Origin of the sequence: Shewanella sp. ECSMB14101 (genome assembly GCF_000773485.1) — a bacterium.
Classification (GTDB): domain Bacteria; phylum Pseudomonadota; class Gammaproteobacteria; order Enterobacterales; family Shewanellaceae; genus Shewanella; species Shewanella marisflavi.
In genome coordinates, this window is the sequence record NZ_JSFF01000022.1 from 53,746 (window position 1) to 68,977 (window position 15,232).

Genomic DNA, 15,232 nt, shown 5'->3' on the forward strand with positions numbered 1-15,232 from the left:
AAACCCTATGAAAAAATTACTTTTTATCTTTATTCTTCTCTTATCTGCCTGTAGTCCAGACTCTGAAACCGTCTCAGGTGTCATGACCCCTGAACAGGTATCGCTAGGATTCTTTAGGGCTATCTACGTTGAGCGGAACGTTGATAAAGCCAAGCAATTTGTCGATGAACCCATGCAGAAGGTGCTGTCGCACTATTACATTGCCGCCTCGGTGCAGCGCCACGTGCTTAACCTCTCTATGCGGGACGTGACATTGGAAATTGAAGAGATTGATATCGATTTCTTTCGTAAATTCACCAAAGATGTCACGGTTATCGTGAAGATGACTGGACTCAAGGGTGGCCAGCCTTGGATAGACGACCGCACCATACGCCTGCATAAAGTCAACAATCGCTGGCTGATCGTCGAAATTCTGCCTGAAAAGGGGAATCTCAACTAGTGCTTTTAAGCCGTCCTCGCCCTACCTATCGCGAAAGCACAGAACCGAGATAAACAAGCTTAGGCTGACGAGCTCAGATTAACGAGCTCAAGTTTACGAGCTCAGGTTTACGAGCAACAAGGCCTGTCTCGCTAAGCTCGCGGGCTTTAAAACTGACTTAGATGCCAGATAAATCATGTTTATCGAGCACAAAAAAAAGCAGCCAGTGGCTGCTCTTTTTGTCTGAAGACTCTCAACTTATACGCGCCCAGTCAGACTCGACACGCTAGTGAAAACTCAGTTTGGATATATCCTTAATCCAAAAACGCTTCTTCATCCATCTCGACAGGCAATGACTCAATTACGTCATCTTGTACTTGATAATAGGCGTTCTCGTATTCACGGGCTTCCATAACGACTCCAGATTTTTGTGTAAGGTACAGGCATGCTTTTATTTGGTGCATTTTGCCTTGGGTATAAGCTGCAACTATCTGCTAACTCATGCCGGCAAGTGTACCACTAAAAAAACAAGACTTACAGAAAACTTTCAGAATTGTTAGCCAGATCGGCCGATTCAGGGCTAAAAGTGTCAATTATCAATGGTAAGCGTGAAAGTCTTTCATTTTTTTACTGCATTACAAACTAAAAAACATTCTGTTTACAATAAAATGATCTAATGCCTGAAATGAGAACTGCTATCAATTAATTAATAGCGAATTGTTTGCGCTAGCAGGAGTGAGGTATTTAAATGAACACGCTGATCGAGTTTGAGGCCCAAAGGCTAGTCGACCTGTTTACTCAGGGTGATGCCCTATCTATCCATATGTTCATGGACTCGATGTCCATGCCCTTTGATGTGCAAGAAAAACTATTTCACGAAATTTCGGCATTAAAAAACCTGGACCAGCAACAGATAGCCCAGGTTATCGAATCCCACGGACACTCCCTTATTCAGGAGCTTAACCGCTACTAACCTTATTGCTCATGGCTGGCCCATGAGCCCCACATATTCACATCTACTGCCTCTGACGATAGCGCAGTACCTTTAACGCCTTATCCGGATCCTTATCCAGAAACACTTCGGGGTTCGCCAATTGTTCAACAAACTCTAAAGTCGGACTCTGCTCCGCCACCTGATCTTTTAGAAAATCGATCCCCAACTCAGGGGCATTAAGACACAGCAACACCTCTCCTGTTGGAGATAAAAGCTGAGGCAGTCGACGCAGCAAGCGGGCGTAATCCTTAGTCGCAACAAAGCTACCTCGCTGATTACTCGGCGGATCGGCAATGATCAAATCATAAGGCCCCATCTTAGTTAACTTGCCCCAAGACTTAAAAATATCATGCCCTAAAAAACGAGCGCCGTGTTGCAGTTCATTGAGCAGATGATTCTGCTTACCTATGGCCAGCGCCCCTTTACTCATATCGATATTAACCACTTGATCGGCACCACCTTGTAGCGCCATCACGGAAAATCCACAGGTATAAGCAAACAGATTTAATACATTGGCCTGGGCCGCATGGTTTTTGACCCAGGCACGACCGGCGCGCATATCTAAAAACAGGCCATGATTTTGCCCACGCAGCAGATGGACCTGAAAGCGTGCGCCGTTCTCAACGACCAGATGAGGCTCTGGCACCGCTCCCTTTAACATATGAGTTTGAGTTTGCCCGGCACATCTGTGCTGAAACACTAAGTTAAAAGCCTGCTCGCCCATGAGTGCCACCCAGCGCTCATGAATAGCCTCGGTCAGCGAATCCAAGGCCCCTTGGTCGATCTCTTTGAAACTGGTAAGCAACAACACAGGCGGAAACCAGTCGAGACACAAATGTTCGGCCCCCTCATATCGACCGCCGCGACCATGAAACAGTCGCTCGGCCTCACCGGAAAACCCTATGTGCTGTAATGCTTGCTTAAATGACTCCATGTAACACTATATACCTGTATAAAAAGATTAATTATCTGCATTTGATGCAGTATTTTGGTCAGAACTCAACAGCGACTCGTCGACGCGATCGGCAAGCAAAATGGCCAGCCAACCACCGCTCTGGCTCGACTCTAGCGCTATCTTGACGATCATGGTTAAGGGAACAGATAGCAGCATACCCACAGAACCCAGCAACCATCCCCAAAAAATCAACGAGAGAAACACCACTAAGGTCGAGAGCCCTAGGCCACGTCCCATATACTTAGGCTCAACAATATTGCCCATCACGGTATTGGTCGCCAAATAGAGTAGCGCTGTGCCGCCCGCGGCTGCAGGACCAAGTTGAATAAAAGCCAGCAGCACAGGGGGAATTGCCGCGATAATCGAACCTATATTGGGAATATAGTTAAACAGAAAAGCCACCACAGCCCAGAGCAAGGCGTAATCAACTCCGATAAGTGTCAGCGCAATCCCTACGACAACGCCGGTTCCCAGACTGACTAAGGTTTTGATCACCATGTACTGGTTAACCGAATGCAAAAACTTATCTATCTGCTTGATGCGCATGTCGGGATCGTCTAAGGCATAGTGTAACTTCTTTGGCAGATCCTGAGCTTCAAACAACATAAACACTACGGTCAATATGATTAAAAACAGATTGGCCATCACACCGCCGACACTCGACAGCATATTAGTGGTCATCGACAAGGCGATACCTGGATCGAAATAGGCCAAAACCTGCTCTTTAGAGACTTCGATATTTAGCGCCTGTAGCTTGGTTAAGACCCAGGCAAATTGCTCCACCAACTGATCTCGATACTGAGGCAGCTGACGAGAAAACTCATTGATAGAGCTGCCCACGAGAGAGGCCAACCAGAGCCCCATCAAGACGATAAAAACCATCATAATGGCCACAGCCAATGCTCGTGGTAGCTTAAGCCGTGTCATACCATTGATCGCCGGATTACAGATCACAGCGATAAATGCCGACAGTACAAAGGGAACAACAATTGGGCTTGCGGCTTTTATCCCTGCCAATATCACGACGATAAACGCCATGATGGCAAAGCCTTTAAACGCGACCCCTTGATTTTCAAATCGAGTCATTTAAATAAAGTCCTTCTGAATTACCCATTATATTGATAGGCTTAACTTAAATAATTCACAACTAAAATAACGCCTATGAAACCCGAAATCGCCATCATTCGAATTAAAAACCTACGTCTTCGCACCTACATAGGAATTAAGGAAGATGAGATCAATAACAAACAGGACGTCACCATTAACGCCGAAATCCACTATTGCGCCACTAAGGCACGCAACAGTGATAATATGCAAGACGCCTTGAATTATCGCACGATAACGAAAAAAATCATTGCTTTAGTTGAAAACAATCGCTTCTCATTGCTCGAACACCTTACCGATCAGGTGTTAAGTATCGCCAGCGATCATGAATGGGTCGATTTTGCCTCGGTAGAGATAGACAAACCCCATGCCTTGAGGTTTGCCGACTCTGTCTCAATGCAGCTGTGTTACCAGAAGTCATAAAAGGCTCTCAGATAAGTAAGCACAGAGACGAGTTAAGCGGCTGAATTTTAGCGCCAAAAATGATCCTAATTGCCATCTATAGTGTATATTTTTGATATCCCCTAAAAAAATGGAGTCGGCATGCGGATTTTGATCACGGGTGGCACAGGATTTATCGGAAAGGCCTTAGTCAAGGCCTTAGAAACCGAGCACGAACTCACCTTACTGACGCGGTCAGCCGGAAAAGCCCACCTGGCACTCGGTAATCAGCATAAGTTACTGGGAAATTTAGGCGCCCTGAGTAATCTCGACGGCTTCGATGCCGTGATAAACCTTGCCGGTGAACCCATTGCCGATAAACGCTGGAGCCTAGAGCAAAAGCAAAAAATCTGTGACAGTCGCTGGGATATTACCTCCCGCTTAGCCAAACTCTTCGAGGCGAGTAAGACGCCACCTAAGGTATTCATCAGCGGCTCGGCCATTGGCATCTATGGCGATCACGACAAACAGGTTCACTTAAACGAATCTTTCGATCTCGCCCATTTTAAAGACACAGGTAATGACGAAAAATTCCCCCACAGCGTCTGCGCCAAATGGGAAGAGTTGGCGCTGGAATGCCAAGGAATCACCCGAGTCTGCGTCATTCGCATCGGCTTGGTACTTGGCCTAAATGGTGGCGCACTGAAAAAGATGTTACTGCCCTTCAAATTAGGGGCTGGCGGCGTAGTAGGCTCTGGCCAGCAAGGCATGAGCTGGATCCACAGGGATGATCTTGTCGCCCTCATACTATTTTTGCTTAACCACTCAGAGTGCGAAGGGATCTATAATGCCACCGCCCCCAACCCTGTTAGCAACCGTGAATTTACCAACGCATTAGGCACAGCATTGAGCCGGCCCACCCTAATCCCCATGCCGGGAGTAGTGCTCAATTTGGCGTTAGGCGAGATGTCACAGCTGCTATTAGAGGGGCAATATGTCTACCCAGATCGGCTCACCCAGGCGGGTTTTAGTTTCCGTTTTACCCACCTGAATGAAGCCCTGAGCAACCTGTTTGATTCTTAATGCTCAGCCTTGCAAGATATGAGTGCTTAGCCTTGAAAGATATGACTGCTTAGCCTTGCAAGATATGACTGCTTAGCCTTGCAAGAGTTGTCGGCAAGATTTCTGTAATAACTGACGACATCGCCAGGTCCCCAGCAGCGCCACGATAGCCGCCCCAGACAGGGGCGCTAACAGCCACCAATCCCAGTGCATATAGACCACCAGCTCAAATACCTGAGTCTTTAACAGATAGATGGTAAATTCCGCGACGATGGCTGCCAGCAGACCGGCAATCAGTCCAAGCAATGCAAACTCGAGTGCCGTGGCCATTCTCAGCAGCCAACCCGAGGCGCCAAAGGTTCTCAGCACCGCCAATTCACGCTGACGAGTCGCCATTCCCGCTTCGGTCTGGGCAATCATCACTAAGCTGCTGGCCAGTAACACCAAGACTAATACCAAGGTTAGGGACAGAGAGACCTGATCGATTATCTGCCTTAACTGCTTCACCATAGCGCCCACATCTATGATGGACACGGTCGGAAAACCTTTGATCAAACCAAGCACCAAAGATTTCTGACTCTCATCCAGATAGAAGCTAGCCATAGAGGTATAGGCAAAAGGTGCCAAGGCCTCAGGATGGAAAATCATAAAGAAGTTAGGCTGCATCGTCTCCCAGTGGACGGTACGAATACTGGCAATCTTTACCGTAAGAGGCTGATTGTCGATAACATAGGTCAGCTCGTCTCCAAGCCCAACCCCCAAACGTTCGGCCACCCCTGACTCTACCGAGACCTCATTAGCCGACTGATTAAAATGTCCTGATATCAGTTCATTATTGGGTGGTAACGAGGTTCGCCAGGTCAGATTGAGTTCACGAGAAATACCGACTCGGCCCTCGACGCCTTCCTCAGCCTGAGCGGCGGAGATCAAGGTCTCGCCATTAATCTCCACCAAGCGGCCACGTATCACCGGATAGATATCGGTCGCCTTAACCTGATTTGCCCTGAAGTACGCTTCTATCGGTTCCTGCTCCTCTGGAGCAATATTCACCAGAAAATAGTTCGGTGACTGCTCTGGCAACTGTTTATGCCACTCATCAAGCAGATCTTGTCTGAGGGCGATTATGGTGAGCAGCAATACCAATGCGCTGCTAAAACCTACCAGCTGCACCGCATTTTGCCTGGCCCGTCGTCTTAAACCAGCCAATGCCAATTGCATCGGATTAGTGGTCTTCATTCCTACACTGTGACCGGCGCGGATCAATAGGAAACCAAACAGGCTTAGCAAGACACCGAGCAACATCACGGCGGCAACCACGGTCAGGGTCAACACCAGGCTTTGTGAGTAAAGATAACCCAGTAGCGCCATCGCCGACAGACTAAGCACCAAGTGCAGCCACATGCCAAGCTGAATCCCCTCTAGCTGACGCTGTAACACCCGCAAAGGGGGAATGGCCAGCAGACGCATTAACGGATAAGCCGAAAACATAAAGGCCGAAATAAGGCCGGTGGCGATACCAAGCGCAATAGGGCGAAATAACGGCGGCGAATAAGCAGAGATAGAAGCCGGCAGATACGCAGTGATCAGGGAGTCCAATAAGAAGCCGCCAAACAGACCCAAGGCTATCCCCATCAGAGTGACAAACAGCAGATGTAAACCAAAGAGAATGCGGATTTGTCTGCTCGATGCACCAAAGGTTTTTAGCATGGCCACCACGTCAAAGTGACGCTGACAGTAACGCTGTGCGGCAATGCCTATTGCGGCGCAGGCCAGTGCAATACCCAATAGACTCGCCAGCAACAAAAAGCGCTCAGCCCGTTTAACCGCCCCCGCAATTGGTGAATCTCCCGATTGAACATCGACCCAACTCTGACTGTTGTTGAGCAGCGGCTTGACCGCATCTTCAAACGCCTTAAGCTGGCCACTGTCTCCGGTAAATTGATGGATATAACTTACCCGGCTTCCCGGTTGGATCACCCCTGTTTTTTCGACATCTGCGAGGCGCATTAACACCACGGGCGAAGAAGCAAAGGGGTTAAAGCCTGCATCGGGTAATCTGGCGATCTCGGCGCTCAGGCTAAACTCGGCATTGCCCACCTCAAGGCGCTCTGGATAACCCAGGATGCCCCCAAGACGCGTCTCATACCAAATAGCATCGGCCTCAGGTAACCTGTCGGTTGGCCCATCACCCAGCTCTATCACCCCTTTTAAGGGGTAATTGTCGTCTACGGCCCTGACGGTTATCAGCTGAAAGGCATCACCGGCGTAGGCCATGGAGTTAAACTGCATGCTGGCCGCGTGCCTTAACCCCAGGGACTCTGCCTGCGTTAGGATCTGTTTATCCAAGGGAACCGGGGAATTAATAATGCGATCGGCGGCGATAAATTTTGATGCCTGACCATTGATCGCCAGCTGCAAGCGCTCACTGACCCGCGCCAGGCCAGTTACCGACAGAACAGCCAGGGTAATAGCCAAGATGATGAGTAACAACTGCCCCTGAAGCAGCTCGCGCTTAAATAACTTCCATGCGATGCGAGATTCCATTAACTCGCCTCCGCTGCGCTCTGAGGCTCTCGACTGTCATGCGCCTCGCTTAGTTTTCCTGCTTGCATGTTAAAACGTCGCTGACAACGATTAGCCAGCTGCAGATCATGAGTCACCAGTACTAAGGTGGTGTCGCTCTCACGATTAAGATCAAACAACATATCGGCCACCTTATCGCTATTGGCGCCATCTAAATTGCCTGTGGGCTCATCGGCAAACAGCACCTTAGGTTCACTGATAAAGGCTCTGGCGATGGCCACGCGCTGCTGTTCACCACCGGAGAGTTGGTTAGGAAAGTGATTGAGCCTGTGACTTAATCCTACGCGCTGCAGCATCTGCTGCGCCTTCTGTTTTGCATTGGCAACACCCGAGAGCTCAGCCGGTAGCATCACATTCTCAAGAGCATTAAGGGTATCGACTAACATAAAAGATTGAAAAATAAAGCTGACTTTCTGTTTACGCAGCGCCGCCTTGCCTTCTTCATCCAGTCCTTTCAGGGCGACACCATCGAGCATGATCTCACCCGAGGTGGGCGAATCAAGCGCCGCTAACAATCCAAGTAAAGTGGACTTACCGGAACCCGATGGCCCCAATATGGCCACACTGTCTCCCGACTTGACATCCATGTTGATGCCATTGAGGATAGTAAGCTCTCCCTCTTGGGTAGTTACCGATTTATAGAGATCACTGACCTTGATAGCACTATTTTTTAACATATATTCCTTCTCGCTTCGTCGCTTAAGCCAGCTTATCCGCATCTCTGGCCTGCTCGTTTTATTCTTGCTCCCCCAAGCCCATGCTAACCCGATATTGATCTTAGGTGATAGCCTAAGCGCAGGCTACGGCATGGAGCAAGAGAAGTCCTGGGTCTATTTGTTGCAGCAACAAACACCGGATATCACCATCATCAATGGTTCTGTTAGTGGTGAAACCTCGGCCGGAGGACTGCGCCGACTCCCTGCCCTGCTGGAATCTACCCAGGCCAAGCTGGTCTTTATCGAACTGGGCGGAAACGATGGCCTGCGCGGCTTCGCACCTAAGCAATTGAAAAATAATCTTACAAAAATGATCCAATTGGCAAAGGCTTCTGGAGCCAAAGTATTGCTGAGCGAGGTGATGGTGCCGCCTAACTATGGCCCACGCTACGCAAAACAATTTACCCAGGTCTACGAAGAGCTTGCCAGCGAGCATGGCATTACGCTGGTGCCCTTCTTCATGACACAGATCGCTATTCACCCAGAATTGATGCAGGCCGATGGCATACATCCAAATGAACAGGCGCAGCCGCAAATCGCCGACTTTCTCCACCCTTGGCTGATCAATACGCAGACAGATAGCCAATAGGATCACTTGGGCCGAGGCGATGCTAACAGCGCCTTCGGCCACATCAAACCTTATGCCAACCAGCCCCCCGCTAATTAATGCAACTCACTCAACAGCTCCTACCAGTTAACCAGCCAGATTTCCAGCGTTTTAATAATTTGCGCACCAGCTTGTTTTCTTTAGCTTTTATCTCAAACAACTGTTTAAAAACTAAACTAAGCTACTGATTAATACAGATGTTAATAATTTGTTGGCCAGATTTCACATTGCATATCTGGTACGGCAGTGCAATCTAACCAAGGAATAATAACAATAAGTAGGAGATACTATGTTCAACAAGACGCCCTCGTGGCTGATCCCAACGTTAGTCGCCAGTGCAGTGGCACTCTCGTTCACCGGCTGTTCCTCAGACGATGAAGACACACCTGCGGTCGAAACTCCACCTGTGACCACCACGCCCACAGATCCGGGCCCAAGCTTTCCAGTGGGAGCAATCATCATCGAAGATGGTGAAAACCTCACCACCCGTATTCAAGAAGCCTTAATCAATGCCCAAAGCAACGATGTGATAGTGCTACCTAAGGGACACTTCAAGATCGAATCGACCTTGCTGTTTGACGGCGATGTCGACGGTGATGGCGCCTACGCTAAAAACATCACCATCATGGGTCACGGCATGGAAGAGACTGTGCTGGACTTCTCCGAGTCGATCACAGGTGACGGTATTTTTGTGCAAAACGCCGTAAATATCACCATTCAGGATCTCTCAGTCAACGAAGCTAAGAACAACGGTATCAAGCTTAAAAATACCAATGGCATCATCCTGAGACGTCTGGCCACAGTTTGGGAAGGTGAGCTTGACGAAGACAACGGTGCCTACGGTCTCTATCCGGTAGAGTGTGAAAACATTCTTATTGAAGACACCTATGTACGCGGTAGCGCCGATGCCGGTATCTATGTGGGGCAATCTGAATATATCGTCGTACGCCGAAATATCGCCAAAGAAAACGTCGCCGGTATCGAAATCGAAAACTCTAAATATGCCGACGTCTACGACAACGAAGCCATGGGTAACACTGGCGGTATCTTGGTCTTCGACCTGCCGATCAACAACCATAGATATGGCTCAAGCGTGCGCATCTTTAATAACAAGGTGTACAACAATAACACCCCCAACTTTGCCAACGCCTCCTCCAATCCTGCGGGGGTACATATTGTGCCGCCAGGCACTGGGGTGATCATCCTCTCTACCAATGATGTGGAGATATTTAATAACGAAATCACCGGCCACGACACCCTAGGGGTCACAGTCTCAAGTTTCTTCATTGCTGAGCCGGATATCAGCACCTTTGTGGGCAACTATGGGCAGCCAGGGCAGCCGATTGAAGATGGCTGGCGCCCAACGCCGCGCAACATCTATCTTCACGACAACATCATCAAGGATTATGGTAAGAAGCCCAATGGCTATCTCATTGAAGATATCATCAAGGCTTACCTGCTCAGCCACGGCGCCTTCCCGGGTATCCTCTATGATGGACTGGGCGAGATGCTCTCTAACAACGGTACAGCTGCCTACTTAGGCCTAAAAGAGCAACCTTTTGCACAAGATGGTAGCGACAACATCTGTGCCCAGAATAACGGCGACGTCTCTTTTGGCCGCCTGTATGCCAACAACAATACCGACATCAGCATCGCCGATGTCCTGTATGAGAAAACCCAAGATAAAATTATGAACTGTGCCCAGCTGAGCCTACCGGTTCACACTGTCACCTTTGGCGATCAAATCTTCGGCTGTGGCGTCGATGATGACGTTGAAGGCTGTGATGGCGGTAACCTAGTCGGTGGCGGCGGCTCTATCGGCGAAGGTGAAGGCGGTTTGATCGGCGATGGCGATCTAAATCTGTGTACCACCACTGCTGCTGGGGTTAACTGGGATGCACTACTGGGTGCAAACTGTCCAAACCTCTCTGATTATCAGCTATTTGCCGATACCAGCGATCCGAGCACAGGGGCAAACTCAGGTGGTATTCCCTATGATCTCAACACCCAGTTGTTTACCGACTATGCCAGCAAATACCGCTTCGTCTTCGTGCCAGAAGGTAAAGTCGCAAACTACTCGGCCAACGAAAGCATGGACTTCCCAGTCGGCACAGTGATCACCAAGACCTTCGCCCTGCCCGCTGACACCAGTAAGCGCGGCGTGGAAAACGAAACCTTAGTGGAAACGCGCCTACTGATAAAGCGCGCCACCGGTTGGTCGGCACTACCTTATGTGTTTAACGCCGAACAGACTGATGCCGTACTCGCCAAGGCCGGTGCTATTCAGGGCAAGCAGGTGGTTCATAATGGCAAGACGCTAGACTTTGACTATGTCGTCCCCAGCATGAATCAATGTAAGCAATGTCACCAGTTTAAGGTTGACGATGCCAGCCCTGCGGTATTTGTCCCCATTGGTCCAAAGGCACGTCACTTGAACAAAGACTATGCCTACAGCGACGGTACCATGAACCAGCTGATGAAGTGGCAAGCTGCTGGTATCTTGCAAGGTGTACCCGACACGGCAACCATCAGCACTGTACCCGCTTTCAATGATGGCGATGAAGCTAAGGCTGCAACGATGACAGATACCGAACTGATGCAGACCGCTAAGGGCTATCTGGATATCAACTGCGCTCACTGTCACCGTCCTGAAGGTAACGCGTCCAACACAGGGCTTAAATTGGAATACTGGCGTAGCTATGAGGAAGACAGTGGTTACTCACACGGTACTTGTAAGTCACCGATCGCCTATGGTGGCGGCTCATTGAGTTACGACGTTGTACCAGGCTCAAGCGAGACCTCTATCCTTCACTTCCGTATGGACAGCACGGCACCTGGCGATCGCATGCCAGAGATCGGTCGCAGCCTGTCTCACACCGAAGGAACGGCACTTATCGCCGAGTGGATCAAGCGACTCCCTCTGGCCACCTGCTCACAATAATCTAGCCTCAAGGGCCGCCATCTGGCGGCCCTTTTTATAGCGAGCCGAATCCTATGCGAACTTCATCCCTTAATTATTTAACCGCCCTCTTGCTGCTCTGCCTCACGGCCTGCGGCGGCAGCGATGACAGCACGACAGCCACACCAGAAACACCAATGACACCGCCGACAGGTGGCACCAACCCTGAGCCTGGCCTGTGTGATAGCCAAGGCAACGAGGTCAATTGGCAGGCATTGATGGAGCAAGATTGCCCAAGCCTGTCCCACTACAGACTATTTCAGCAGCCAGATAAGCCGACCCGAGAACCGCGCGCGCCCGGCTTCAAATATGAACTGTCTACCCAGCTGTTTACCAATTATGCTCACAAGTACCGTTTCATCTTCCTGCCTGATGGCAAAACGATCACCTATCATGGCACAGACACCTTCGACCTCCCGGTCGGCGCAGTACTGGTAAAAAGCTTTGCCCTACCGACTGATACCCAGCTTCAGGGAGAGGCACATGAGAAGCTTGTGGAGACCCGTCTACTCATCCACCGTCCTAGCGGCTGGACCGCGTTGCCCTATCTGTGGCAAGACGGTGAGGCACGACTTGCCCTTACTGGCGCCAATCTTGACCATAGCCTGAATCGTCAGGGAGAAACACTGAGTTTTAACTATCATGTGCCCAGCAGAGCTGAGTGTAAGCTGTGTCATCAGCGTGCAAGCGACAGTGGCGTAAAGATCTATCCCATCGGGCTAAAGCCCTACCTGCTTAATCATGAACTGCCTATCGCAGGTAACCCTCAAAACCAACTTAACTACTGGCAGCAGCAAGGCAAACTCACAGGGCTGCCCGCCACTGGCGCTCCCGATACGGCACCCGACATCAATGATACTCATGCCGATTTGACCGCTAGGGCGAAAGGATACCTAGATATCAACTGCGCTCATTGTCACAGAGCTGAGGGATTTGCCAGTATTTCTGGGCTGCGCTTAGGCTTTTATGTGGATCACACCAGCTTTCAATATGGGATCTGCAAGCAACCCCCAGGCTGGGATGGCGGTGAGAAGGGGCTGTCTTACGACATCATACCCGGCGATGCAGAGCACTCTATCTTGCTCTACCGCCAGATGTTAGACGCACCGAAAGATCGCATGCCCCCCATTGGCCGCAGCCTGAGTCATGTCGAAGCGTTGAAAGTATTGGAAACCTGGATAGATGGACTAGCGCCCAGTTTAGGCAACTGCCAGCACTCGTCTTAAATCTTACGAATAAACTGGCCTGGCGGCAGGCCAAGCCAGTGCTTAAAACTCTGCCTGAAGTGACTCACGTCGCTAAACCCCATGATATCGGCGATATCGACTATGCTCTTATTGCCCTGCACAATTAACCCTATCGCCGTCTGGCAGCGCACCTGATCCACCAGTTTCTGATAGCTGGTCCCGGCGTTAGCCAGATGACGCCTCAGGGTGCGATCGCTCATATTCAATCTCAGCGCCATCAGCTCAAGCTTAGGGGTTTGTGGAAAGCCTTCGTTTAAGATGGCCAGCACCTTTTCAATCAATGACGTCTCATGCAGGGCCTGTTCGTCTGACGATATGCGCGAAAAATCATAGATTATGGGCAGTTCGAGCGCCTGATGCGCAATCGCCCATTCGAAGAACTCATGATTGAAGCTGACTTCAGCCTGGCAAAACTGCGTCAAAAATTGGCACTCATGCTCAGGAGTCGCCAGTAATACACGCTCAAGTTTGACGTGTTGCCCCGTCAACTGCCGCGCCAACGCCAGCATGGAGCAGACACTATTTTGAAACTGTAAGGCAAAATGCGGCGCTGATATCTTGCCCGTGTTTAACCAGCGAAAATAAAGTTGCTGCGCTTTGTGAGTCACTAGGGTATCAGACACACTCCCCACTAACTCGGGATGGGCAATGACAAACTCTAAACAATCACCGAGTGTCTTGCACTTTGCCAAATAAGGCCAGATCAACTCTAGCGCTTCCAGGCAATAGGTCTCGCCTAACTTAGCGCCGATCTGAGGGTCATTATCCAGCCCTGCAAGATACGCCATGGCATAATCGACCTGCCACACATAAACGAAGCTCATCTCAGCCAACTCGTTCATACCAAGACCGATGTCGGCACATAGACGATCGGCGCATTCTGGGCCAAAACGCTGCGCAACAAACCGAAGCAAGCTTCTCAGTTCATATGCGGGATAAGATTGATCGCCAACCTTTAGTGTTGCCTGGTAGCGGGTAATACTCGTCATCTCAACCTTACAAAATCTAGGGTAATAATGCTTTGTATAAGATTTTGCCTAAGAGTAAAAGCCTGGCAAGGATAAAAAGTTACAAATATGTAAAAACCCGCCAAGGACGGGTTTTTATCTGGTGAAAATGCGTTCTCTTAGCTCAGAGGTTGATTCTTTTCCGCCAAGCGATCAAACACCGCATTGACCGCCAAAGAGGCGCTATGAGCTATCTTGTCGGCGATCTTTTTCTTTATCTGACAACGTACCTTAATCACAGTTTTTTCTTGAGCCAGCTTCATCACCACATCGTCACTGGTAGAGAGCGCATCAATTAGGCCTAAATCCAGCGCCTGTTGACCATACCAATGTTCGCCGGTTGCCACCTTGGCAATATCCAATTCGGGACGATACTTGCTAATAAAGGCCTTAAACAGTACATGGGTCTCTTCAAGTTCCTGCTGAAACTTCTCCCGTCCCTCATCTGTGTTTTCACCAAACAGGGTCAGAGTGCGTTTAAAGTCACCGGCCGTATGCTGCTCATAATCGATATCATGTTTTTTAAGCAGACGATTGAAGTTTGGGATCTGCGCGACCACACCAATTGAGCCAACAATCGCAAAAGGTGCTGCGTAAATTTTGTTCGCAACACAGGCCATCATATAGCCACCGCTTGCCGCCACTTTATCAACGCAGATAGTCAGTGGAATTTCAGCGTTACGTAGCCTGTCAAGCTGACTTGCTGCCAAGCCATAGCCATGGACCATACCACCGCCGCTTTCGACGTTCACCACGACTTCATCGCCTTTCTCGGCCACCGCCAGCACGGCGCTAATCTCTTCACGCAATGAGGCCACTTCACTGGCATCGATACTGCCTTTGAAATCCAGCACAAAGACCCGTGGCGAGCTGCGTGCATCGCTCTTCTCGGCTTTTTCTTTAGCTTTCTCTTCCGCCTTAAGGGCTTTTTCGTAAGCCTTGAACTGCTTCTTACTCAGCAACTCCTCTTTCAAGTCGTGCTTTAGCGACTTAAGCTCATCGGTCACATTAGTCAGCTTAAGCTCACCCTTATCGGCCTTCTGCTTCACTGCCGACGCCAACACCAGAACAACAACCGCGACTATCGCTACCACTATGGTGACGGCTTTCGCTAGAAAGAGTCCGTACTCATACAAAAATTCCAAAATTAAGCTCCGTGATAAGGCCTTAAAAAATCTGGGCGCTATTCTAACAGCACT

Annotated in this window: 13 protein-coding genes; 7 read left to right on the plus strand and 6 right to left on the minus strand. The window is 49.7% G+C overall.

Annotated features, from left to right (window positions below; translation table 11 throughout):
• Positions 1-7 precede the first annotated feature (7 nt).
• Positions 8-439: a hypothetical protein gene (locus tag NY07_RS15225; protein WP_033540213.1), complete on the plus strand. Its 432-nt coding sequence runs from the start codon at positions 8-10 to the stop codon at positions 437-439.
• A gap of 727 nt (positions 440-1,166) precedes the next feature.
• Entirely contained in the window at positions 1,167-1,391 is a 225-nt protein-coding gene (locus NY07_RS15230) for a hypothetical protein (protein WP_033540214.1), read from the plus strand.
• A 43-nt stretch (positions 1,392-1,434) separates the two neighbouring features.
• Here NY07_RS15230 and NY07_RS15235 read toward each other — a convergent pair whose 3' ends face one another.
• Together NY07_RS15235 and NY07_RS15240 are read right to left on the minus strand one after the other, a co-directional pair.
• A complete protein-coding gene (locus tag NY07_RS15235; RefSeq protein ID WP_033540215.1) occupies positions 1,435-2,346 on the minus strand; it encodes a class I SAM-dependent methyltransferase in 912 nt (303 codons plus the stop codon).
• Positions 2,347-2,373: 27 nt separating this feature from the next.
• Positions 2,374-3,453 (minus strand): AI-2E family transporter, encoded by a 1,080-nt coding sequence (locus tag NY07_RS15240; RefSeq protein ID WP_033540216.1) that lies wholly within the window; start codon positions 3,451-3,453, stop codon positions 2,374-2,376.
• Positions 3,454-3,528: 75 nt separating this feature from the next.
• Here NY07_RS15240 and folX point away from each other — a divergent pair, with 75 nt between their 5' ends.
• Together folX and NY07_RS15250 are read left to right on the plus strand one after the other, a co-directional pair.
• Positions 3,529-3,894 (plus strand): dihydroneopterin triphosphate 2'-epimerase, encoded by a 366-nt coding sequence (gene folX, locus NY07_RS15245; protein WP_033540217.1) that lies wholly within the window; start codon positions 3,529-3,531, stop codon positions 3,892-3,894.
• A 120-nt stretch (positions 3,895-4,014) separates the two neighbouring features.
• Entirely contained in the window at positions 4,015-4,935 is a 921-nt protein-coding gene (locus tag NY07_RS15250; RefSeq protein ID WP_033540218.1) for a TIGR01777 family oxidoreductase, read from the plus strand.
• Positions 4,936-5,007: 72 nt separating this feature from the next.
• Here NY07_RS15250 and NY07_RS15255 read toward each other — a convergent pair whose 3' ends face one another.
• Complete coding sequence (locus NY07_RS15255; protein WP_033540219.1) at positions 5,008-7,458, minus strand: ABC transporter permease; 2,451 nt, start codon at positions 7,456-7,458, stop codon at positions 5,008-5,010.
• Positions 7,458-8,174: an ABC transporter ATP-binding protein gene (locus NY07_RS15260; protein ID WP_033540220.1), complete on the minus strand. Its 717-nt coding sequence runs from the start codon at positions 8,172-8,174 to the stop codon at positions 7,458-7,460. The genes NY07_RS15255 and NY07_RS15260 overlap by 1 nt, the downstream gene beginning before the upstream one ends.
• A 34-nt stretch (positions 8,175-8,208) precedes the next feature.
• On the opposite strand from NY07_RS15260, the gene NY07_RS15265 reads away from it, so the two are divergent.
• The 3 genes from NY07_RS15265 to NY07_RS15275 all read left to right on the plus strand — a co-directional run bounded on the left by NY07_RS15265 (position 8,209) and on the right by NY07_RS15275 (position 13,005).
• Positions 8,209-8,802: an arylesterase gene (locus NY07_RS15265; protein ID WP_033540240.1), complete on the plus strand. Its 594-nt coding sequence runs from the start codon at positions 8,209-8,211 to the stop codon at positions 8,800-8,802.
• A gap of 307 nt (positions 8,803-9,109) precedes the next feature.
• Positions 9,110-11,761, plus strand: a complete 2,652-nt coding sequence (locus NY07_RS15270; protein WP_033540221.1) for a parallel beta-helix domain-containing protein — start codon at positions 9,110-9,112, stop codon at positions 11,759-11,761.
• A 53-nt stretch (positions 11,762-11,814) separates the two neighbouring features.
• On the plus strand, positions 11,815-13,005 hold the full coding sequence (locus NY07_RS15275) for an SO2930 family diheme c-type cytochrome (RefSeq protein WP_033540222.1): 1,191 nt from the start codon (positions 11,815-11,817) through the stop codon (positions 13,003-13,005).
• Here NY07_RS15275 and NY07_RS15280 read toward each other — a convergent pair.
• Together NY07_RS15280 and sohB are read right to left on the minus strand one after the other, a co-directional pair.
• The gene (locus NY07_RS15280; RefSeq protein WP_033540223.1) at positions 13,002-14,015 is read right to left on the minus strand and encodes an AraC family transcriptional regulator; all 1,014 of its coding nucleotides are present in this window, start codon (positions 14,013-14,015) and stop codon (positions 13,002-13,004) included. The genes NY07_RS15275 and NY07_RS15280 overlap by 4 nt on opposite strands.
• A gap of 137 nt (positions 14,016-14,152) precedes the next feature.
• Positions 14,153-15,178 carry a protease SohB gene (sohB, locus tag NY07_RS15285; protein WP_033540224.1) on the minus strand — a complete coding sequence of 342 codons (1,026 nt, stop codon included), beginning with the start codon at positions 15,176-15,178 and terminating at the stop codon, positions 14,153-14,155.
• Between the last annotated feature and the right edge of the window lie 54 nt (positions 15,179-15,232).

What these genes read in the sequence shown, in the direction of transcription:
- NY07_RS15225 (WP_033540213.1), top strand. Translation starts at nt 8, where the DNA reads ATGAAAAAATTACTTTTTATCTTTATTCTTCTCTTATCTGCCTGTAGT.
- NY07_RS15230 (WP_033540214.1), top strand. Translation starts at nt 1,167, where the DNA reads ATGAACACGCTGATCGAGTTTGAGGCCCAAAGGCTAGTCGACCTGTTT.
- NY07_RS15235 (WP_033540215.1), bottom strand. Translation starts at nt 2,346, where the DNA reads ATGGAGTCATTTAAGCAAGCATTACAGCACATAGGGTTTTCCGGTGAG.
- NY07_RS15240 (WP_033540216.1), bottom strand. Translation starts at nt 3,453, where the DNA reads ATGACTCGATTTGAAAATCAAGGGGTCGCGTTTAAAGGCTTTGCCATC.
- folX (WP_033540217.1), top strand. Translation starts at nt 3,529, where the DNA reads ATGAAACCCGAAATCGCCATCATTCGAATTAAAAACCTACGTCTTCGC.
- NY07_RS15250 (WP_033540218.1), top strand. Translation starts at nt 4,015, where the DNA reads ATGCGGATTTTGATCACGGGTGGCACAGGATTTATCGGAAAGGCCTTA.
- NY07_RS15255 (WP_033540219.1), bottom strand. Translation starts at nt 7,458, where the DNA reads ATGGAATCTCGCATCGCATGGAAGTTATTTAAGCGCGAGCTGCTTCAG.
- NY07_RS15260 (WP_033540220.1), bottom strand. Translation starts at nt 8,174, where the DNA reads ATGTTAAAAAATAGTGCTATCAAGGTCAGTGATCTCTATAAATCGGTA.
- NY07_RS15270 (WP_033540221.1), top strand. Translation starts at nt 9,110, where the DNA reads ATGTTCAACAAGACGCCCTCGTGGCTGATCCCAACGTTAGTCGCCAGT.
- NY07_RS15275 (WP_033540222.1), top strand. Translation starts at nt 11,815, where the DNA reads ATGCGAACTTCATCCCTTAATTATTTAACCGCCCTCTTGCTGCTCTGC.
- NY07_RS15280 (WP_033540223.1), bottom strand. Translation starts at nt 14,015, where the DNA reads ATGACGAGTATTACCCGCTACCAGGCAACACTAAAGGTTGGCGATCAA.